Source organism: Cellulosimicrobium sp. GQ32, from assembly GCF_059758455.1.
Map to the genome: position 1 here is coordinate 164,359 of NZ_JCAXEP010000009.1, position 21,045 is coordinate 185,403.

Genomic DNA, 21,045 nt, shown 5'->3' on the forward strand with positions numbered 1-21,045 from the left:
CGGGGCTCAGCCCGCGAGAGCGTCGACCGTGACGACCGACGCGCGCATCGTGGACAACGTCCACGGCTTGTACCGCCGCCGCGGCAGGCTGTAGGAGACGACCCGGTCCAGGACGACGAGCGTGGCGACCTGGGCGAGCGAGAGCTCGCCGCGCCGGGAGGCCGTGCTCGTCGCGAGCGGGCCGGCGAGCTCGTCGGCCGCCAGCCGGCGGACCGCCTCGGCCAGCCCCGATCCCGTCCGTGCCAGGTCGACCTGGCACGCCGCGTACGCCGCGTCGAGCACGAGCGGGTTGTCGGGCTCGAAGCGGTTCCAGTCGACGAGGTGCGCCGAGCCCTCGGCGGTCACGAGGACGTTGTCCGGGTGGAGGTCGCCGTGGGTCGGGCCGACGGGGACCAGCAGGTCGCCGTGGGCCCGAAGAACACGGTCCCGCAGGCCCGCGGCGCCGATCTCGGCGCAGTCCCGCTCGCCCCGCGCGGACTCGAGACGCCGCCAGGCGGCCGTCGTCCGGAGCGGGCGGTGCGCGTCCGGCGACGTCGGCACCGGCAGCGCCCGCGCCAGGACGTCCTCGGCCTCGTCGAGGGAGACGGGCCGGGCGCGGAGCAGGGGCGCGTCGGCGACCCGGACGCCGTCGTACGACGGCGCCATGACCTCGTCGAGCACGAAGGCGCCGAACCCTGACGCGGCGGCCTCGTGCGTCGCCGCGACCTCCCGCCCCAGAGCCTGCTGCTGGTCGGCCGACAGCGGGACCTTGACGAACCGCTCGCCACGCACGGCGACCCGGGCGTCCGACAGGGCGGCGACGACCGGGCGGCGCGACCGCGCCACCCGCTCGGCCAGCGTCGTCACGTCCCGTGGCGCGCCGCGACGGCGCCGGGCGAGCACGACGGCGTCCGGCGCCAGGACGCCCGACGCGCCCAAGGCTCGGAGCGTGCGGGCTGCCGCCCGGCGTGCCCCGGTCCTGAGGTCGGTGGCGGCGAGCTCCTCCCGCAGCCGCGGAGCGGGGACGAGGCGGTCCCAGTCGTCGCGGCCCGGCAGGAGGGCGTGCCGCCCGGCCGGGACGAGCCCGGCACGAGCGAGGAGATACCGCACGGGCACGACGTCCGCGGCCATGCCCGCGGACGGGGCCGCGCGCCGTCGGACCGCGTCGACGGTGCGCCGTCCGCGGTGCCGGACGTCGGCGACGACCGTCCCGCCGGGCGCCAGGACCCGCCCGACCTCGCCCAGGAAGCCCACGGCCCCGCGGACCCCGACGAGAGCGAGCACCTCGTCCACGTCGACCCAGACGAGGTCGACGGACGCGTCGGGGAACGGGAGACGGGCGGGGAGGTCCAGGTGCACGGCGGCCGCGCCGGTCACCGGGTGGGCGAGCTGCTGGAAGCGCAGCCGGTCGCCCACCCAGTCGGCCCGTGCGACGTCGAGACCCAGGAAGCGCAGGGCGGGCGCCAGGGCGTGCCGCTCGCCCCCCAGGACGAGGCCGCGCCCTCCCAGGTGCGGGACGAGGACGGCCGGGCCGCCCGACGCGGGGTGGAGGAGCCGGCGCTGGAGGTCGACGGGCCAGGGCGACGTGGCGTCCGTCATCGCGTCGATCACCTGCTCGACGCTCGTCGCGGAGCGCACCGTGCGCCGCACGTGCTCGGGCACGTGGTGCCAGGGGCGGTCCGCCGCCGTGCGTCGGGTGACGCCGACGTCGTCCGTCACCCGCTCACCCCGGAGCGCCGGGTCTGCCCCCGGTCGGTGAGGCGCCGCCGTGCCCGGACGCCCAGCTCCAGCAGGCCCGCATAGCTGCGCGCCGCGGCGAACCGCAGCTTCGCACCCCGCTCCTGCGGCCAGGGCGCTTGCCAGATGCGGATCCAGACCGTGAAGGTCTGCTTCGTGTTGTGCCAGCTGTCGCGCGCGAAGCCCGCGGTCTCGGGGTTCTCGGTCAGGTCGACGAGGCCGTGCGTGATCCGGACGGTCTTGTGGGTGAGGTCGCGCCACGAGGGTCGCGACGGATGGTCGACGACCGCGTCGGCCGCGAAGTCGAGCCGTCCCCCGATCTCCTGGAGCCGGCGGCCCCACTCGAGGTCGCCGCCCGACTTCAGCGCCGCGTTGAAGTCGCCGACGCGCTCGAACGTCGCCCGGGGCACGACGAGGTTCGCGGTCGCCGCGAAGTGCGTCACCGTCACGAAGCGCTCCTGGTCGAAGCCCTCGACCGTCTCGTACAGCTCGGGGCCGGTCGTCGGGCGCGACCCGTCGCGGAAGAGGATGTTGATGTCGCCGCCGACGGCGTCGGGCGGGTCGTCGGCGGTGAGCGCGGCGACCGCCCGCGAGAGCCAGTCCGGGCGCGGGATGCAGTCCCCGTCGGTGAACGCGAGCACCTCGCCCGTGGCGCGTCGCGCGGCCGTGTTGCGCGCGACGTACGACCCGCGCCGGGGCTCGAGGACGACCGTGAAGCGCCCGTCCCCGGCGGGGAGCGCGGGCCGCAGGTCCTCGGTCGAGGCGTTGTCCGCCACGACGACGTCGAACCGGTCCGCCGGGTAGTCCTGGGCGGCGAGGGCCGCGAGGCACGTCCGCAGGCGCGCGACGTCGTTGTAGACCGGCACCACCACGGTGACGGTGGGGTGCGGCGCTCCGGGTGACGGGGCCACGGGGTCGGGGAGGGTCATCGTGCTCCTGTCTCCTGCCCGGACGCGGCGCGACGTCGGGCCCACTCGGTGTAGCGGGAGGTGGCGAGCCACCGGGCGTGCCGGGCGCTCGCGCGCGCCCGGCGTGCGACGCGCCGCGGCGGTGAACCGGGCAGGACGGTCAGCAGCCGCAGGCGGTACCGCGCCCGAGCCAGGTGCTGGGTGACGACCGACCCGTCGACGAGCACGTCGAGCGGCAGGCCGGTCGTAGTGAGCCAGCGCGCGTCGTAGCCCATCTCGCCCACCGGGACGTCCCCGGGGAACTCGGGGCCCGGGCCCACCAGCCCGACGGCCCGCGCGAAGGGAGGCGGCTCGTCGTCGTACCGGTGGAGGAACTCGAAGTCGACGACCTTGAGCCCGTGCGTGGGGTCGAGGACGAAGTTGCCGGGCTTCGCGTCCACCAGGTCGTACCCCAGGCCGTGGAGCTCGCGCAGGACGTCGACCATGCTGCGCACGACCGCGAGAGGGAGCAGGCCCGACCTCGACCGGGCCGCGCCGAGGGTGTCCTCGTAGCAGGGGCACGCGAACCAGTCGGGGCCGGCAGCGACGAGCGGGGGAACCGCGGCGACGCGCCCCCCGAGCTCGCGGAGCGCGGTGAGCTCGCGGTCGAGGAACCGGGTGAACGGCGGGGCGAACGTCTTCCGGACGACGAGGCCGTCGGTGCCGGCGACCACGTCGACACGTGCGCGCCGGCCGACGCTGAGCGTGCGGACCGTGCCGGGCGGTGCGACGTGCTGCGCGGCACGACGCTCGGCCTCGGCCCGTACGGTCTCCACGGCGTCGGGCGCGATCACGTCGAGGTACTCCCACGCCTCGGCGGTGTTGTCCGACGAGTGCAGGGGGTTGAACCGGTCGGGCTGCGGCACCTGCTGCTCGACGAGCCGGCGGACCTCCGACTTCGCCTCGAACGTCTCGGCGTTGGTCAGGTGCGGGTAGCGCTCGCGCAGCCAGTCGTAGGGCTCCTCCGGCGCGTAGTGGAGCGCGACCACCATGCGCACGGGCTCGCCCCCGCTGCGGGGGAAGGGCCCGCGCCCCCAGTTGCCGCCGCGCAGCGCCGTGGCCGCGCGCTCCCGGGCCGCGGGGTCGAGGTCCGTCGCCAGGAGCACGTCGAACCCGAAGCGGTCGAGCACCGCCTCGACCTGATCCGCCCCGACGACGGCGAGGGTGGCCTCGCGCACGAGGAACACGGCGAGCTCCGCGTCGCCGAGCCGGGCGTCGTGGCCGGACGCGAGCAGACCCCGCGCCCAGGCGTTCCCGGCCGACAGCCGCCGCAGCGCGTCGGTCGGTGGCCGCCACCCGACGGACCCGAGGTACGCGTCCACGTCCTCGTACCAGGGCTCGAGCGTGACCCCCAGGGCCCGCGCGAGCCGCCGGAGCTCGGCGGGATAGTCGTGCTCGGGCGCCGGCTCGGCCGGTCCCAGCCCGTGCGAGGGCAGGCCCGAGCGGCGGCCCTTGTGGTACACCGCGTGGTACGCGAGCGAGTGCAGGTGGTCCTGCGGCGACGGCACGAGGAACCCGCTCTCGTGCACCACGGCTCGGTCGAGGACCTGCTCGGCGAGGACGGGGGGATAGTAGGCCGCGCCCTGGTAGTCCGACGCCGTGAGCCCGGACACGCTGTAGAGGTCCACGGGCATCGTCCCGGGCTCCGACTCGAGGATCCCGCGCAGCGCGTCGACGTCGTCGTCCGCGACGAGGACGTCGAGGTCCTCCCCGGGCTCGATCGCCGGGAGCGACTCGAACCACCGCAGGACCGCGTACCGCAGGCCGGCCTCCTTGAGCCGGGTCGCTAGGCCGGTGGCACCCCACACGGGGGAGAAGTAGGTCCGCGGGGCCGGGCCGTGCGGCGGTGGCAGGCGGAACAGGTCGAAGGTACGACCACCCCAGACGAACCGGCCGAGCGAGGAGAGGCGACCGCCCGCCCGGCCGACGAGGACGGCCAGGCGCGCCTCCAGACCCGAGCGCCCGGCGCCGCGCTCGACCGCGACGTAGCGCAGGTGGCCGAGGTCGCGCACCGTCCACAGGACGCGCGCGTGGTCGGCGCGCAGGATCAGCAGGTCCGTCGAGCAGCGGGCCGCCACGTCGGGCGTCGGCACGGGGTGGAGCCGGTCGGCCAGGTCGCCGGCCGCACGACGCGCCGCGGCCAGGTGCCCGGGGTCGACGAGCCCGAGGTAGCGGTCGAGGCCGACGGCGCGAAGGTCGGCGGCGACGGCGCCGTCGCGCGCGCCGAGATCGAGGACGCGCGTCCCCGGGGGCAGCGCAGGCGTCGGCTCCACAGCCAAACCCTAGGTCAGCGACGGGCCGTCACCGCGGGTTCGCGGGGAATTCACCCGGGCCGGGCGACCCCGCGGTCCCGCCGCCACGACCCGGGCGCCGTCGGCGTCGATATGCTCGCCTCGGTGTCCGGCTGAGAGGGGTGGTGGCGTGAACGGTCGCCGCGACGCCTGGGGCGCGCCGTGAGCCGCGCCCGGTGGCCCGTGCTCGTCCGCCGGGGCGCCCTCGACCGTGACCCGCGGCCCGCCGGGGGGACGTTCCGGTCCCAGGCCGTCCCGCCCTTCCCCGTGCCGCCCGTGCTCGCGCGCGAGTTCGGCGTGTTCTGCGTCGACACCACCGAGCGGGTCGTCGCCCTGACGTACGACGACGGCCCGCACCCCGAGCACACCCCCCGCCTCCTCGACGTCCTGGCGCGCACGGGCACGACAGCCACGTTCTTCGTGCTCGGGCAGCACGTGGTCCGGTACCCGGAGGTGACGCGGCGGGTCGTCGCGGAGGGGCACGAGGTCGCGCTGCACGGCGAGGACCACCGGTCGCTCCTCACGCTCGGCGACGAGGAGGCGGTCCGCCGGATCGGCGACGCCAAGCGGCGCGTCGAGGACGTGGCCGGCGTGCCGCTGCGGCTCTACCGCCCTCCCTACGGGCGGCACACCGTGGGACAGGCGCGCGGGATCCGCGCGCTGGGGCTCGAGCTGGTCATCTGGTCGGGGGACGCGCACGACTGGCTGCACGACGACGAGGACCGCATCGCGGGACGCGCCCTCCACGACGTGTTCCCCGGCGGGATCGTCCTGCTCCACGACGACCGGGCCGACCCCGAGACGCTGGAGCCGGGGCAGGAGCTGCCCCGCTTCGACCGTGCGCGGGTGCTCGTCACGCTGCTCGACGGCCTGGTGGCGCAGGGCTACCGCACGTCGACGGTCGGCGGCCTCCTCCGCGAGCACCGTCCGGTGCGCAGCAGGTCCCGGTCCGAACGGCCGGCGCCGTGACGGTGCCGCCGGGGGGTGATGCGTGATGGTCGCGGGTCCGGTGCCGGAGCTGAGCGTGGTGATCGCGGCGTTCGACGCGCAGCACACGCTGGGCGAGCAGCTGGACGCGCTCGCGGGGCAGGACGTGGGGTTCGCGTTCGAGGTGCTGGTGTGCGACAACGGCTCGCGCGACGCCACGCCCGCGCTGGTGCGCCGCCGGCAGGAGCACGAGCCGTGGCTGCGGCTCGTGGACGCCTCGGCACGCCGCGGTCCGTCCGCGGCGCGCAACATCGGTGCCGGGCACGCGCGGGGCCGGTTCCTCGCGTTCTGCGACGCGGACGACGTGGTGGGCCAGGGCTGGCTGGCCGGGATGCACGACGCCCTCCGCCGCGACGAGTTCGTCACCGGCAGCTGGGAGGGCGACCGCCTCAACAGCGGCGACGGCACGGCGGTGTCGTGGATGGTGGAGAGCGTCTACCGCCTGGACTTCCTGCCGTGGCTGCCCGCCACGGGTGCGGGGACGATGGGGATCCGTCGTGCCGTCTTCGAGGAGGCGGGCGGCTTCGACGAGCGGCTGGCCACGAACGAGGACACGGACCTGTCGTGGCGGGTCCAGCTCGCCGGGCACCGCCTGGTCCACCACCCCGAGATCGTGCTGCACGTGCGCAAGCGCGACGGGCTGCGCGCGATCTTCCGCCAGGCCTACGCCTACGGCGCGGGCGACCGGCTCCTGCGCCACCGGTACGCCGACGTCGTCGCGGCGTACCAGCGCCGGGAGGACCAGTCGTCCGGGGCGGCGGCACCGGTGCCGGAGCGGCGGCCCGCCGCCGGTGCGGAGGCCACGGCCGGGCGCGCCGCGCGGGCGATCGGCTCGGTGCGGCGCGTGCTCGGCAAGGTCGTGCGGGTCCGGAGTCGGAGGGACCTCGCCGACCGGGTGCAGCGCGTCGGGCACGACGTGGGCTTCCGGTTCGCGCGGACCGACCCGACCGTCGCGCGCGTCCCCGTGCCCCCGGTCCTGCCCGACCCGTCGTAGCCCGGGCCGGGGTGCGCTCGGGCCGGTACGGCGGGCTTCGCTCAGGACGGTCCGGTGGCGCCGCTCAGACCGGTGGTGGGAGTACGGCGGGGACCGGGACCCGCGGTGCGGCGGGGTCGACACGGCCCCAGCGGTAGCCGGCCTGCTCGCCCACGCGCCAGACCGTCTCGGCGAGACCGACCCGGCCGCGCGACAGCTTGTTGCGGACCGTGCGCGCCACGCGACGGACGACCGGGAGAGCACCGGCACGGGCGACCGGCGGTCCCGGGTCCGCGGGGCCCGGCCCCGGAGTCGCGGCACCGGTGGTGAAGGCGGCGGCGACGTCGGCGTAGCGGTGGCGCAGGAGCCGGTCGCCGGCGCCGTAGGCGTAGGCCTGGCGGAAGATGGCGCGCAGCCCGTCGCGCTTGCGCACGTGCAGCACGATCTCGGGGTGGTGGACCAGGCGGTGCCCGGCGAGCTGGACCCGCCACGACAGGTCGACGTCCTCACCGGTCACGAGCGACTCGTCGAAGCCGCCCGCCTCCTCGAAGACGGCACGACGGATCCCCATCGTCCCCGCGCCGGTGCCGGGGAGCCACGGGAAGAAGGGCTTCGTGACGATCGGGTCGGTCGTCCAGGAGACGGAGGCGCGGTTGCCCTTGTTGAGGCGGTCGCCCTCCCAGCTGCCGGTGACGAACTCGTCGCGGCGGAGGGCGTCGTGCATCCCGGCCAGCCAGCCCTGGCCCACCACGTCGTCCGCGTCGCAGAACGCGAGGAACCGGCCCCGCGCGTGCCCGGCACCGATGTTGCGCGCCGCAGACGGACCGCGGCGTGCCGAGGCGTCCACGAGCCGCAGCCACGGCTCGTGCTCCTGCCGGCGGCGCACCAGCGCGGGCGTGGCGTCGCGCGAGCCGTTGTCGCACACCAGCACCTCGAACGCGAACCCCACGTCCTGCCCCGCGAGCGCGTCCAGCTGCTCGCCCAGCGTGTGCTGCGCGTCGAACGCCGCGATCACCACGCTCAGCTCCGGCACCGGACCCGCGACCATCACGCATCACCCCCCGGCGGCGCGCCCCCGGAGCCGTGCGCCGCGGGACGCGGGCTGCGCACGCGCCGCAGCGCGGCCGAGACCCGGGGTGCCGTCCCGACGCAGGCGCGCGCGACGGGTCCGCGGACGGCGACCATGAGCCCGACGAGGTCGCGACGCCCGGGGTACAGGGTCGACGGGACGGTGAACTTGGGGTGGATGCACGGGTCGAAGAGGGAGACGTCGCCGCGCGCGGCGACGTGCTCCTGCGTCATGACCCGGCCGATCACGCCCGGCCCCAGGTCCGCGTAGGCCTCGTCGTACGTGTCGAGGTAGCCGAAGAGCCCGGTGCCGGAACGGATCACCGCGCTCGCGTAGACCGTGGTCCCGCCGCCCACGAGCTCGAAGACGTGCAGCCGCCCGCGCCGCCGCATCTCGTCGGTCGCCTCCTGGAACCACCCGAGCTGGTGCGGCTTGTTGCGCTGCGCGGCCCCCTTGCGCGACCGGTCGCCCTTCCATCCGGACGCCTCGAGGTCCAGCAGGCGCTCGGTCGCGGCCGGGTCACCGCCGTTGTCGACGATCGTGAGCTCACCGCCGAGCCGCTCGGCCAGGGCAGCCGCGTCCTGCCGGACGTGCCGCCGCCGCCGCCTGCTCAGGTGCGCGACGGGGTCCTCGGCGGGGACCCGGAGGCACGCGCGCTCCAGCCGGTAGCGCTCGAGGACCGGGAGCCGACGGTCCGCGCAGGCGTCGAGGAGCGCGGACAGGAGGGGGCCGTCCGGGAACAGCGTCAGCTCGAGCAGCCCGGGCAGGCCGCTGCGGCGGCGTCCCACGGCGTCGAGCACGGCCTCGAGGGTCCCGCGCGTGTCGTCGCGGTCCACGAGCGGGGCGCAGACGGAGGCGTTCCGCGCGAGGTACGGGGTCGCGGTCGTCGCGTACGCCACCGGGAGCCGGTGGAACCCCCGCTCCAGGCCGAGCGGGAGGACCAGGCGCACCCGGTCGCCGTCCTCGGCGAGGAGGAGTCGCAGGTCGCGCGCCGCGGGGAACCAGTGCGCCGCGGGCAGGAGCCAGCCCGGGTCGAGGAACGCGTTGGGCTCCGCCGCGCGTGCGGCGAGGTCGGACCAGCCCGCGACGTCCGCGGGCGAGAGGTCGTCGAGCGCGACGACCCGCACGGTGACCGTCATCGGTACGCCTCCAGCACCTCGTCGAGACGGGCCGCTGCCGCCGCCCAGGTTCGTGTCCGCGCAGTCGCACGCGCCCTCGTCTGAGCCTGCTCGAGCGTCCACGCGTCGCGCAGGCCGTCCAGAGCCTCGGCGAGCCGGTCGACGTCGCCCGGTGGGACCAGGAGCCCGCCGTCCCCGACGGCCTCCGGCAGCCCCCCGACGTCTGACGCGACGACGGCGGCGCCGGCCGCCATGCCCTCCAGCGCGGTGAGCCCGAACGGCTCCGGCCAGGTGGAGGGGACCACGACGACCGAGGCGGTCGCGAGGACGGCGGGCAACGCGTCGCGCGCGAGGAACGACGCGAACCGGACCGGGGACCGCAGGTCGGCCGCGGTCCGGCGGAGCTCCTGCTCGTAAGGCGTCAACGGGTCCCGGGCGTCGAAGCCCGGACGTCCGACGACGGTCACGCGGACGTCGTCGCGGTCGAGCGCGCCCACCGCCTCCAGGAGCACGTGCACGCCCTTGTCCGGGATGACCCGACCGACGTACACGACGTGCAGGCCGTCGTCGGCGGGGGTCGGACGCTCGACGTCGAGGAGCGCCGGGTCCACCCCGTTGCGCACGGTACGGACCCGGTCGCCGAGCTCCCGGGGGAGCCGCGCCCGGACCTGCTCCGCGAGGAAGTCGCTCACGCACACCACCGGGGCGTTCGCGAGCGTCCGGCCCGCGTCGCGGGCGGTGTACGTGCGCAGCACCTGGTTGTGCGCGTAGAGCACGGGAACGTGCCGTGCGTCGACCAGCGGCACCAGGGCCGGGGCGTTGTGGGCGAGCACGAACGACGGCGGCCACTCGTCCTGGCCGCCGACGACGGTGGCGAACGCGCGTCGTGCCGCGACCCGGGGTGCGCCGACGCGTGCGAGCGCCGAGTCGAGGTAGCGGTCGGTCCGACGGGATCGCCTCGGCGCGTACTCGACGACGTCGGCGCTCGTGTAGCGGTCCGGGTAGGTCCCGCGCGCGACGAGGACCGTCGGCCGCGGGCTGCCCTCGGGGCGGTGCCGGGAGAGCCCGTCGACCACGGTCGGGACGGCGCTGCCCGTCCGCGGGGAGAAGTGGTCGCCCGGCGTGATCGCGTGGACGAGCGGCCTGCCCGCCCCCGGCGTCATGGCGTCGCGAGCCCGTCCGCGCGGTCCTGCCGCGTCGCGCGCACCGCCGCGGGGACGCCGGCGGCCAGGCCGACCAGCTCGGCCACCGCCCGCGTGAGGACGACCGGGGCCGTGACCCGCTTGCGCAGCGACCGGCGCGTCCCGTCCGACTTGGTCGCCCCGAGGCGCCGTGCCGTCGTGCGCAGGTAGTCGCGCTGGTCGCGGAAGGTCGTGCGGGCGTACCGGCGCACGATCGGGTCCCGCCACCCGAAGTTCCGCACGAGCATGACGAGGTGGTTGCGGCGGGCGTAGTACAGGTAGCGCCGGTCGAAGCGCTTGCCGCCGATCCCGTACGGCGCGGCCATGTGCCGCACGACGGCCCGCGGCGTGTAGAGCAGGCGGCCGCCGGTCGCACGCAGCCGCAGCGAGATGTCGGACTCCTCGCACAGGCACGTGCCGGGGTAGTTGCCGCGGATGCCGCCGATCGCCTCCAGGGCGCTGCGGCGGAACGACATGTTCGCCCCGAGCAGGTGGTCGACCTCGACGACGCGACCGGGGTCGGCGGCGAAGCTCCCGGTGAGGCGGCCGTCGGGGAGCAGCCGGCCGATACGGTCGAGCCCTTCGTGCTCCTCGCCGGGGATGCCGTTGTCCGCGCGCCCTCCGACGGCGACGACGTCGGGGTCTGCGTAGGGTGCGACGAGCTCGTCGAGCCAGTCGGGCGCCGCGTAGGCGTCGTCGTCGACGAAGGCCACGACGTCGCCGCGGGTGACGGCGAAGCCCATCTGCCGCGACTCGGGCGTCGTGCCGCGCCCGAGCGTGCTGTGCAGGAGCCGCACGTCGGGGAACTCCTCGCGCACGAGCCGTCGCGTCGTGTCCGCGGGGGTCGAGTCGACGACCACCACCTCGAGCGGCGGGGTGTCGAGCCGCTTCAGGTGCTCCAGGCACTCGCGCACGCTCTCGGGGCGGCCGTACGTCACGACGACGACGCTCACGGTCGGGCTCACGGCGCGCCTCCCGGCGGCTCGGGGACGGTCACGAGGCGGAACCAGTCCTCGCGGCGCAGGGGCGACGTCAGCACGGTGCGGTGCGGGCGCCGCGATCGCGCGACCCACGACTCGTAGACACCCGGGCGCGAGTAGTGGGCCGTGTGGCCCGACCACCCGAACTTCTGCCGCATGGCCTCCGGGCGGCGGACCCAGGAGAAGTGGAGCACGGCTTGGTCGGGGCGGACGACCTCGTGGACGACGGTGTCGTGCGGGTGGCTCGGGTCCGTGTTCCAGGGCCGCAGGTCGACGCGGTAGAGCGGCACGTCGGCCTGGCGGGCGTGCGCGAGGGTCGTGCCGGCGCGCACCGCCAGCGGCCCGGGGTACGACGCCGCGGGCCGGCCGAGACGCGTGCTCGACTCCAGGTAGCGCCCCGGCGCGACCCGCGAGTAGAGCCAGCGTGCGGGGTAGTGGAGACCGCCCGCCCCCGCCCGCTCGGCGGCGTCGAGGGACGCGCGGAACGCGGCCGGGTCCAGCATGACCTCGTCCGTGTCGAGCTGGAGCACCCAGTCGGCACCCTCCGACGCCGCGTCGAGGGCCGTCTGACGCTGGTACGTGTCGTTGTCGAGGGGGTGCTCGTCGAGCCGGGCGAAGCTCCCGGGGGCGTGCACGCACTTCCGGTCCGTGTCGATCTTCTCGACGATCGCGAGGCACTCGTCGACCGGCAGCGGGGTCCCCGTCCACGACGTGCTCGTCTCGTCGTAGGACAGGACGACCCGGTCGACGAGGTGGTAGTACGCGAGCAGGCTCGCGCGCAGGAAGCTCGGGTCGGCGAGGAGGACGTACGCGGAGACGCGCATCAGATGAAGTCCGCGAACTCGCGCTCGTTCTTCTGGAACACGAGCGTCCCGGCGAGGAAGATCAGGGGGGCGGCGACCACCAGCGCCACGACCTGCCACGTGGGCGGGAAGTCGGTGCCCAGCAGGGACCAGCGGAAGCCCTCGAGGAACCACGTCACCGGGTTGAGGTCGAAGAGCCAGCGCAGGTTCTCCGGGACGGAGGACAGCGCGTAGGCGACCGGGCTCGCGTAGAGGAGGATCTGGACGAGCCAGGGCAGCACGTACCCGACGTCGCGGTACTTGACCATGTACGCCGCGGCAGCGAGGCCGAGCCCCGTGCCGATCAGCAGGATGAGCAGCACCCAGACGGGCAGGAGCAGGACCGCCCAGCCGGGGTTGATCCCGTAGACGAAGAGCAGCACGACCGCGAGCGCGAGCGCGACGAGGAAGTCGAGCACGACGGAGGCGAGGCTCGAGATCGGGACCAGGAGCCGCGGGAAGAAGACCTTCTGCACGAGGGACTGGTTGCCGACCATCGAGCCGGACGCACGGCCGAGGGCGCCGTTGAACAGGTTCCACGCGAGCATGCCTGCGAGCGTGAAGAGGAAGGTGGGGATCTTGCCCGTCGACAGGCCCGCGATCTCCCCGAAGACGATCGTGAAGATGCCGGCGCTGACGAGCGGCTGCGCGATGACCCACGTGATGCCGAAGATCGTCTGGCGGTAGCGCACGATGACGTCGCGCAGCGCGAGCCGGACGGCGACCTCGCGCGCGTTCCACAGCTCGCGCCAGGACGGCAGGTTGAGGCGCCCCGGCGGCGTGATGACGGTGCGCTGCACGGTCTGCTCCACGTCAGGCCCCCTCGTACTCGAAGTTCACGAAGACCATGCCCTTCTCGGTGCTGGACGCCTCCGTGAACTCGGGGTACGGAAGGTCGGGCAGCACCTCGAAGCGCCACGCGCCCTCCCAGGCGTCGAGCACACCGGCCTGGCACGCGTAGACGTCGACCGTGTACTGGCCCGGCTTGAGCCACAGGTCGCGGACCACGAGGCGGCCCTTCTGGGGCTGCTCCGGGTCGAACCACTTCCCGACGAGCCGCGAGTCGCACTGCGCGATGACGGTCCCCTGGTCGTTGTTGATGTGCATCGAGACGAAGTAGGTCCCGACGAGCTTCTTGCTCGCGGGCGCCTCGAAGTCGACGACGATGTCCTGGGACGACTTGACGAACTCGTCCTCCATGCGGACCGAGGAGAGCCGGACCTTGCCGTTGCCGGGACGTTTCTTGGGGTCGGACTGGGCCGCGGCGAAGCTCTCGAAGCTGTCGCGGTACGCCTGGAGCGTCCCCTCGACCGTGCCCGAGTACTTCAGGGTTCCGCGGTCGAGGAGGACCGCGGACGTGCACAGGGCCTGGACGGTCTGCAGCTGGTGGCTCACGTAGAGCACGGTGCGGCCGCCCTGGGCGGCCTCGCGCATCTTCTGGATCGAGCGGCGCTGGAACTCGGCGTCGCCGACCGCGAGGACCTCGTCGATCGCGAGGATCTCCGTGTCGAGGTGGGCGGCGACCGAGAACGCGAGCCGCACGTACATGCCGGACGAGTAGCGCTTGACCGGGGTCGCGAGGAACTTCTCGATGCCGGAGAACGCGACGATCTCGTCGTAGCGCTTGGTGATCTCCTTGCGCGTCATGCCCAGGATCGCGCCGTTGAGGAAGATGTTCTCCTTGCCGGTGAGCTCGGGGTGGAACCCCGTGCCGACCTCGAGGAGCGACCCGACGCGCCCGGTGAGCTCGATGCGCCCGCGCGTGGGCGCGGTGACGCGCGTGAGGATCTTGAGCAGCGTCGACTTGCCGGCGCCGTTGCGCCCGACGATCCCGAGCGCCTCGCCCTGCGGGACCTCGAAGGAGACGTCGTCGAGGGCGTCGAACAGCGTGTACTTCTGCTTGCCGGTCGACCGCACCCACTGGATCGCGGCGGCCGCGGCCGTGGACGGTCGCTCGCCGAAGGCGCCGAGCCGGTAGGTCTTGCCCAGCCCGGCGACGCGGATCGCGGGTTCCGTGGTCGCCTGCACAGATGAAAGATAGTCGTCCCGCTCGCGCCCGCGGCCGGGTCGAACGGGTGAATCGCGCCCGGAACCGGACGAACGCGGGTGAAAGTGCCCGTCGACCCTCGGCGCCGACCTTCCGCGGACCTACGCTCGCGGGAGCGGCACCCGAGCAGGGCCCGACGACGACAGGGCGGCGAGATGGCTTCGGACGAGGACGGCGAGGGGGCCCAGGGCGGCACGGACCCCACGGTCGTGGGCGGCGTCGTCGCCGCGGTCCTCGGGCTGGTCGCGGCCGTCGCGATCGGCGGCACGGGGACGGGGAGCACGTCGGACGCGCCGCCGTTCACCCCGTCACCGGTCCCCGCGGCCGCGCCCGTCACGCAGGCGGGTGCGCTGCCCCTGTGCGGGTTCCCCCGCCTCGAGCAGGTGACCGACGACGGCGTCGACACCGAGGCGCTGGACGGGGTCCGTACGGTCGTCGACGACGTCGTGACGCTCGACGACGGCGAGCTCGTCACGTTCCGCGTGCTCGACGGCGCGGCGTACGTGCTGGAGTGGGACCGCGAGGCCACGTACACCGTGACGCGGTACGACCTCGCGACCGGGGACGTGGCCGCGACGACGCCGGTCGAGCTCGAGTGGGACGGTGCGAGCGAGACGTTCCGCACGGACTCCTTCGAGGTCGACCCCGACGGGAGCGTCTACCTCCTCGACACGCTCATGCACCGCCGCGACCTGCTCAAGGTCGCGCCCGACGGGACCACGACCTGGTCGACGACGATCCCCGAGGGTGAGCACACGGCGGGAGACCTGCTCGACCTGTACGGGACGGTCCGCTGGACGGGCGACGGCGGGACCGTCGTCGGCGTCCAGGAGGCGGGCGAGGTCCTGCACGAGGTGTCGGGCGACGGAGAGCTCCTCACGGACACCCCGTTCGAGGGCGCGGTCCTCGCCCAGCTCCCGGACGGCACGGCCCTGGTGCAGACCGACGTGCGCGACGACGAGCGCCGCACGCTCGACCTGCGCGCCGTGGGGCCGGAGGGCGATGACGCGTCCTTCCACCTCGGCGCCTCGTGGGAGCGCGGGCGCCCGTTCGGCGTCCCGCGCGTGCCCTGGCTCGACGACACGACGGGTGCGACCACCGGACCGTCCTCGGGGTCGGAGGGCGACGGCCTCGTCGTCGCCGACGAGAACCTCGGGTTCCGGTGGTGGGGGAGCGACGGCGTGTTCCGGGGCGTGTGGCCGGACACGCACAAGGACCTCGAGCAGCCGTTCGCGCTGTGGGAGAGCACGCCGGTGCTGCGCGACGGCACCGCCGGGGACGCGCCGTACTACGTGCTCACGCACGGCGAGGACGGCGGGTTCGCCGTCACCGAGATCACGGCCGACCGCATGGCGTACCAGCTCGGCGCGCCGGTGAAGTACAACGCGGCGAACGAGGAGCTGTTCGGCGGCCTCGGGCTCGGCGCCGGGCTGCTCGTGGACGCGCCCTACGGCGTCTTCCCCGACGGGACCACGCCGCGCGTGGTCGCCGCGTTCGACGACGCGTGGGGTGCCGCCGCCGGGACCTACCGTCTGCGGTACCAGGTGCGCGGCGACCCGCGTGTGTGGGACCCGGTGATCGGCGAGGAGACCGTCGTCGACCTCCCCGCCGAGGGCGGGGAGGTACCGCTCGAGCTGCCGCCGACCCGGCCGGGGGTGTACGAGGTCGACGCCGCGCTCGTCGACGCCGCGACGGGCGAGGCGGTCTCGGGGACGTGCCTGCGCTATACCGTGGCCTCCGCGGGCAGCGGGCTCGACCCGGCGGCGCTCGCCGACGGCGCGGACTGGGGCGGTGCCGGACCGCTGCGCGGCGTGCAGCTCGCCGACCAGCTCGGCGTGGGCAGCCACCGCACGCAGCTCGACTTCGGTGCGATCGTGCCCGACCCGACCGCCGAGCCGGACGCCGCCGCGCTCGTCTGGGACTCGCTGCCGAACGCGGCGTTCGCGCCCGACGAGGAGGAGAGCGAGGAGCCCGCCGACGTCGACCCGTTCACCGAGCTCGCGGCCGCCGCCGAGCTCGCCGAGGAGGCGGGCGTGATCCTCACGCTCCAGCTCGGCTCGGGGGGCGAGGCGGAGCAGGCCGCGGTGGAGGCCGGGACCTGGGAGGGGTGGGCGCGCGAGATCGTCTCCGCCGTCCACGAGCACGCACCGCAGATCCGCTACTGGCAGCCGTGGAACGAGCCCAACAACACGGGCTACGAGGACGCGGCCGCGTACGAGGCGGAGGTCGGCGCGCCGTTCGCGGCGGGCGCTCGCGACGCGTCGGACGACGTCGTGGTGGTCGGCGGCAACACGCTGGGGATCGAGCCCGCGTGGTGGGCCGACCTGGTCGCGGCGGGCGGCTGCGACTCGCTCGACGTCGTCGGGATCCACCCCTACACCGGGTTCAACCGGTCGTGGGAGGAGGAGGGCTTCTCCGCGGACGGCGCGGAGCTGGACCGGCTGCGCGAGGCGATCGGTCCGTGCGGGGACGTTCCCGTGTGGGACACCGAGTCCGGGTGGTGGTCCGACGGCGTCGCGAACTTCTGGGCGGGCGGGTCCGACGTCGTGCGCAAGCTCCTCTGGTACGGGCTGGAGGGCGTCGACGAGTGGACGTACTTCTTCTCCGAGGGCGGGTTCGGCGAGGCGGGGAACTCGTGGTCGCTGCTCCAGTACGGGCAGTACGCGAAGCCCGCCGGCGCCGCCTTCGCGGCGAGCGCGGCGTTCCTCGACGGGTTCCTGCCTCCCGACGCGGTCGACACCGGCATCCCCGGGGTGCACGCCGTGCGCGCGCCCGGGACCGGCGAGGTCGAGGGCGCCGAGCTGCTCGCCCTGTGGAGCGAGGACCTGTCCACCACCGTGCGGCTGACGGCGCCGGGCGGCGCGGTCACCGTGACCGCGCGCGACCCGTACGGCGCCGAGCGCGGCCTGGAGGTCCCCTCCGGGGGCGTCGAGGTCCCGGTGGACGGCGCGCCCGTGCTGCTCGTCGCGCCCGCAGGCACGGCGCTCGAGGTCGCACCCGTCGAGCCGTTCGGCGACGACGTGCTCGAGGGCCGGCCGGTGGCCGCGACGTCGACCCACGAGGACGCGAGCGGTCCCGACGTCGTGACGTCGGGGACCTTCGCCGTGCGCGAGCCGTGGCGGTCGGGGCGCCTGACCGACGGGTCGGTCGACGAGGCCCCCGGCGTCGAGGTCACGACCGACGGCCCGCGCACGATCGACCGCGTCGCCGTCGCGACGGCCGGCATCCGGTGCTGCACGTCGGGGCTGCGCGACTACACCGTCTCGGTCCGTACGCCCGACGGCGCGTGGCAGGACGTGGCGCAGCAGACCGACCAGTTCCTCGACCGCGTCGCGCTCTTCACGTTCGACCCCGTCGAGGTCACGGCGGTGCGCGTGACGCTCCCGATGACGACCGAGCGGGACGTGCCCGTGCTCGCGGCGAACTACACGGGGATCGTCGGCGGTCTGCACCCCGACTTCGTCCCGCTGGCGACGGAGAGCGAGTGGATCGCGACGATCAGCGCGGTCCAGGCGTGGGAGCCGGCGGGGTGAGCCCCGTCACCCGGGGAGGGGCGCGGTCAGCCGCGCTCAGCGACCGCGCGCCAGATCGCGGCGTGCTGCGCGGCGCTGCGCTCCCACGTGAACGTGGCGGCGCGCTCGCGGCCGCGCCCGACGAGCGCCTCGACCTCGGCGTCGCGCGTCGTCACCCACAGCAGGGCCTCCGCGAGGCTCGCGCCGTCCGGCTCGGCGAGCACGCCGCCGTCGCCCACGACCTCGGGCAGCGAGCTGGTGCGCGCCGCGACCACCGGGACCCCCGCGGCCATCGCCTCGAGGGCGGGCAGCCCGAACCCCTCGTAGCGCGACGGCACGACGACGGCCGCGGCGCCCGCGACGAGCCCGGGCATGAGCTCGCCCGGCAGGCGACCGACGAGCCGCGTGCCCGGCAGGTCGCCGAACAGGTCCGTGCGGCGCGGGTGCGGCGGGCCGCTCATCACGAGCGTGAGGTCGGGCCGCGCCGAGCGGACCCGGCGCCATGCGACCGCGAGCTCCTCGAGGTTCTTGCGCCGCGACGCGCCGCCCGCGTGCAGCACGTACGGGCCGTCCACGCCGAGCGCCGCGAGACGCTCGCGGGGGAGCGGCCGGGCGGAGAAGTAGACCGGGTCGACGCCGTTGTAGGCCACGGACGGTCGTTCGGCGAGCCCGAGGACGTCGGCCGCCTCGTCCGCGCTGAACTCCGACACGCACACGACGGCCGCCGCGCGGCGGACCTCCTCGGCGGCCGCGCGCACCGGCGCGGACTCGTCGTCGTAGCGCCACGACACGACGTCCTGCACGGCGACGACGTCGCGCGTCGGGTGCGGCGGCAGGTCGAGCCCCACGCGGTGCACGACGGCGCCGCGCGGGTAGACCGCACGGCCGACGGCCCGGCGCACCACGGGGCTCGCGGAGCCGAGGCGTCCGAGCGGGAGCCGGTGGGTCCCGGCGAGCGGGGAGCGCAGCGAGCGGAAGACCGCGCGGTCGACGGACCAGCCGCCGGTCGCGCCGGCGGGACCGTCCGCGAGCGCTGCCGTCGCGCGCGCGGCGACCTCCTCCTGGTACACCTGGGCCCCCATCGGGACCTCGACCGCGACGGTCGCGACGACGAGCTGCGGCATCGGGAGGGTCCCCCTCGGGGCGTGGTGCGTGGCGGGTGCGGCACGGTCGGGACGACCGGGGCGGTCGGTAGAGTGGCCCACTCTAGTGGCGCGGGCGCCCCGCCGGACCTGCGGCAGCGGGTGATGAGCGGGTGATCGTGGACCGGGCGCGGGACGTCCCGCGAGAGGGTGAGGGACGCATGGCAGGGCGTCGTCGGGTGGCGCTGGTCGCGAGCTCGTTCGACCCGCACACGGGGGGCGTCGAGTCGCACGTGCGCCACGTCGCGCGCGTGCTCGCGGCGCGGGGGACCGCGGTGGAGGTCTGGACCGTGGACCGCGGCGAGCGGCTCGGCACGCGCCGCGTCGACGGCGTCCTCGTGCGGTACCTGCCGACCCCGCAGCCGTCGAGCCGGCCCGGCGACGTCGCCCGGTTCGCCCTCGCCGCGCCGGGGGCCGCGCTCGCCTGGGGCCGGGCGTTCCGGTCGTTCCGGCCGGACGTGCTGCACGTGCAGTGCTTCGGCCCGAACGGCGCGTACGCCCTCGGCCTGCGCACGCTCACGCGGACGCCGCTCGTGGTCAGCTCGCACGGGGAGACCTTCGCGGACGACCATGCCGTGTTCGAGCACTCGCGGCTGCTGCGCGCGGCGCTCGAGCGCTCGATCGACGTCGCTGGAGCGGTGACGGGCTGCTCGCGCGTCGTCGCGGACGACCTCGTCCGCTTCGGGGCGCCGGACGCCGTGGTCGTCCCGAACGGCGTCGACCTCGCCGGTCACGACGTCGCCGGGCACGACCTGGCCGAGCACCGTCCGGAGGACGACGTCGCGGCGGGGGAGCCCGCGCGGTCGGGCCCGGTGCGCGAGCCCGTGGTCGTCGCGGTGGGGCGCATCGAGCACGTCAAGGGTTTCGACCTGCTCGTGGACGCGTTCGCGTCGTCGCGGTTGCGCGACCGGGCGCGGCTCGTCGTCGTCGGCGACGGGAGCGAGGCGGCCGCGCTGCGCCGCCGGGTCGCGTCGGCGGGGCTGACGGAGCGCGTGGAGCTGCCCGGGCGGCTGGACCCGTCCGAGGTCGCGGCCCGTCTCGCGGCTGCGGACGTGGTCGTCGTGCCGAGCCGCGCGGACGCCGCCCCCCTCGTCGTCCTCGAGGCGTGGCGGTCGGGCCGGCCGCTCGTGGCGACCGTGCGGGGTGGCCCCCCGGAGATCGTCACCGACGGCGTCGACGGCGTGCTCGTGGACCCCCAGGACACGCAGGCGCTGGCGGCCGCCGTGCTCGGCCTGCTCGACGACCCGGAGCGCGCGGAGCGGATCGGGGCCGCCGGCCGCCGACGGGTCGAGGACTTCACCTGGGAGCGCGTCGTCGACCGGTACGAGGAGCTCTACGCCGGACTGGGCGAGGTCAGGCCGAGGGGTCGCTGACCCGGGGAGGCTCGCGCGTCCCGTCGGCGACGGCGGGAGGCGCCGCCGGGCTCGCGCTCGCGGCGCGGGGTCCCCCGGGGACGTCGAGCAGCCAGACGATAGCGACCGTGACGGCCGCCGCGACGAGCAGCGAGCCGACGACGTCGCTCGGCCGGTGCGCGTACGTCACCACCGAGGCGAGGGCGGCGGCCGCGGTCACGCCGAGCCCGGCCCAGCCCGCGGCGGCGCGCGACGCCGACCACGGCCACAGCAGCCAGATCGCGACGCACAGGCCGCCGACCACCGCGACGTGACCGCTCGGGAAGGTCTGGTAGGCGTAGCCGTGCTCCCCGAGGTCGGGCCGCACGAGGACCTCGCGGAGCCCGAGCGCGATCCCGACCGTCCCGAGCACCACGAGGACGGCGGCCACGAGGTCGCGCCACGCGCGGCGCACCAGTGCGACCACGCCCAGGACGGCGACGACGGCCGCGCACGCCACCGGGAGGCCCCGGCGCAGCGCCCCGGCGACGTCGCGCCCGGCGTCGTGCAGGGGCGCCAGGGTCCGGAACGCCCCGGCGTCGGCCTGCTGCCCGGCCACGGTGAGGTGCGAGGCGGCCCAGAGCGCGACGAAGACCGCGACGAGCAGCGCGAGCAGCACGAGCGGTACGGACGAGCGGGACCGGGCCGGCACGCGGTCCGGCGCCGCGGAGGTGGGCACGCCCCGAGCATGACGGAGCGGCGGGGACCGTGTCACCGGTCGCGAGCGGATGGCGCCGGGTGAAAACGCCGTCTCCTCGTCGCGCCGCCGCCGGTCGCCGTGTGGGCGCCGGGGCGTACGCTGGGATGCGTCGTCTCGCACGACGTCAGCCCGGACCCGCCCGCCCCTCG

16 protein-coding genes are annotated in these 21,045 nt (G+C 75.6%); 4 read left to right on the top strand and 12 right to left on the bottom strand.

Going from position 1 to position 21,045, the window contains the following annotated elements:
* Positions 1–6: 6 nt before the first annotated feature.
* From AC6CH9_RS15405 to AC6CH9_RS15415, 3 genes are read right to left on the bottom strand one after another with little or no spacing between them, the layout of a single operon-like run.
* The gene (locus tag AC6CH9_RS15405) at positions 7–1,698 is read right to left on the bottom strand and encodes a hypothetical protein (protein WP_498155674.1); all 1,692 of its coding nucleotides are present in this window, start codon (positions 1,696–1,698) and stop codon (positions 7–9) included.
* Positions 1,695–2,645: a glycosyltransferase family 2 protein gene (locus AC6CH9_RS15410; RefSeq protein WP_498155675.1), complete on the bottom strand. Its 951-nt coding sequence runs from the start codon at positions 2,643–2,645 to the stop codon at positions 1,695–1,697. The genes AC6CH9_RS15405 and AC6CH9_RS15410 overlap by 4 nt, the downstream gene beginning before the upstream one ends.
* A complete protein-coding gene (locus AC6CH9_RS15415; RefSeq protein ID WP_498155676.1) occupies positions 2,642–4,936 on the bottom strand; it encodes a hypothetical protein in 2,295 nt (764 codons plus the stop codon). The genes AC6CH9_RS15410 and AC6CH9_RS15415 overlap by 4 nt, the downstream gene beginning before the upstream one ends.
* Positions 4,937–5,116: 180 nt before the next feature.
* Between AC6CH9_RS15415 and AC6CH9_RS15420 the strand changes: the two genes are divergently transcribed.
* Both AC6CH9_RS15420 and AC6CH9_RS15425 read left to right on the top strand, forming a co-directional pair.
* The gene (locus tag AC6CH9_RS15420) at positions 5,117–5,923 is read left to right on the top strand and encodes a polysaccharide deacetylase family protein (protein WP_498155677.1); all 807 of its coding nucleotides are present in this window, start codon (positions 5,117–5,119) and stop codon (positions 5,921–5,923) included.
* Positions 5,924–5,948: 25 nt separating this feature from the next.
* Positions 5,949–6,935: a glycosyltransferase family 2 protein gene (locus AC6CH9_RS15425; protein ID WP_498155678.1), complete on the top strand. Its 987-nt coding sequence runs from the start codon at positions 5,949–5,951 to the stop codon at positions 6,933–6,935.
* Positions 6,936–6,999: 64 nt separating this feature from the next.
* On the opposite strand, the gene AC6CH9_RS15430 is transcribed toward AC6CH9_RS15425, so the two are convergent.
* The 7 genes from AC6CH9_RS15430 to AC6CH9_RS15460 are packed head-to-tail and all read right to left on the bottom strand — an operon-like array spanning position 7,000 to position 14,132.
* On the bottom strand, positions 7,000–7,962 hold the full coding sequence (locus AC6CH9_RS15430) for a glycosyltransferase family 2 protein (RefSeq protein WP_498155679.1): 963 nt from the start codon (positions 7,960–7,962) through the stop codon (positions 7,000–7,002).
* The gene (locus AC6CH9_RS15435; protein WP_498155680.1) at positions 7,962–9,122 is read right to left on the bottom strand and encodes a GNAT family N-acetyltransferase; all 1,161 of its coding nucleotides are present in this window, start codon (positions 9,120–9,122) and stop codon (positions 7,962–7,964) included. Before AC6CH9_RS15435 ends, AC6CH9_RS15430 begins: the two co-directional genes overlap by 1 nt.
* Positions 9,119–10,264: a glycosyltransferase family 4 protein gene (locus AC6CH9_RS15440; RefSeq protein WP_498155681.1), complete on the bottom strand. Its 1,146-nt coding sequence runs from the start codon at positions 10,262–10,264 to the stop codon at positions 9,119–9,121. Before AC6CH9_RS15440 ends, AC6CH9_RS15435 begins: the two co-directional genes overlap by 4 nt.
* The gene (locus AC6CH9_RS15445; protein WP_498155682.1) at positions 10,261–11,247 is read right to left on the bottom strand and encodes a glycosyltransferase family 2 protein; all 987 of its coding nucleotides are present in this window, start codon (positions 11,245–11,247) and stop codon (positions 10,261–10,263) included. The genes AC6CH9_RS15440 and AC6CH9_RS15445 overlap by 4 nt, the downstream gene beginning before the upstream one ends.
* The gene (locus tag AC6CH9_RS15450) at positions 11,244–12,086 is read right to left on the bottom strand and encodes a glycosyltransferase family protein (RefSeq protein WP_498155683.1); all 843 of its coding nucleotides are present in this window, start codon (positions 12,084–12,086) and stop codon (positions 11,244–11,246) included. The genes AC6CH9_RS15445 and AC6CH9_RS15450 overlap by 4 nt, the downstream gene beginning before the upstream one ends.
* Positions 12,086–12,916, bottom strand: coding sequence for an ABC transporter permease (locus AC6CH9_RS15455; RefSeq protein ID WP_498155684.1), 831 nt, complete (start codon positions 12,914–12,916; stop codon positions 12,086–12,088). The genes AC6CH9_RS15450 and AC6CH9_RS15455 overlap by 1 nt, the downstream gene beginning before the upstream one ends.
* A 1-nt stretch (position 12,917) precedes the next feature.
* Positions 12,918–14,132 (bottom strand): ABC transporter ATP-binding protein, encoded by a 1,215-nt coding sequence (locus tag AC6CH9_RS15460; protein ID WP_052877748.1) that lies wholly within the window; start codon positions 14,130–14,132, stop codon positions 12,918–12,920.
* 174 nt (positions 14,133–14,306) lie between these two features.
* Here AC6CH9_RS15460 and AC6CH9_RS15465 point away from each other — a divergent pair, with 174 nt between their 5' ends.
* Positions 14,307–17,684: a hypothetical protein gene (locus tag AC6CH9_RS15465; protein ID WP_498155685.1), complete on the top strand. Its 3,378-nt coding sequence runs from the start codon at positions 14,307–14,309 to the stop codon at positions 17,682–17,684.
* Positions 17,685–17,710: 26 nt separating this feature from the next.
* Here AC6CH9_RS15465 and AC6CH9_RS15470 read toward each other — a convergent pair whose 3' ends face one another.
* Positions 17,711–18,787, bottom strand: a complete 1,077-nt coding sequence (locus AC6CH9_RS15470) for a glycosyltransferase family 4 protein (protein ID WP_498155686.1) — start codon at positions 18,785–18,787, stop codon at positions 17,711–17,713.
* Between the two features lie 179 nt (positions 18,788–18,966).
* Here AC6CH9_RS15470 and AC6CH9_RS15475 point away from each other — a divergent pair, with 179 nt between their 5' ends.
* Positions 18,967–20,178: a glycosyltransferase family 4 protein gene (locus tag AC6CH9_RS15475; protein ID WP_498155687.1), complete on the top strand. Its 1,212-nt coding sequence runs from the start codon at positions 18,967–18,969 to the stop codon at positions 20,176–20,178.
* On the opposite strand, the gene AC6CH9_RS15480 is transcribed toward AC6CH9_RS15475, so the two are convergent.
* On the bottom strand, positions 20,159–20,875 hold the full coding sequence (locus AC6CH9_RS15480) for a phosphatase PAP2 family protein (protein WP_498155688.1): 717 nt from the start codon (positions 20,873–20,875) through the stop codon (positions 20,159–20,161). The genes AC6CH9_RS15475 and AC6CH9_RS15480 overlap by 20 nt on opposite strands.
* Positions 20,876–21,045 lie beyond the last annotated feature (170 nt).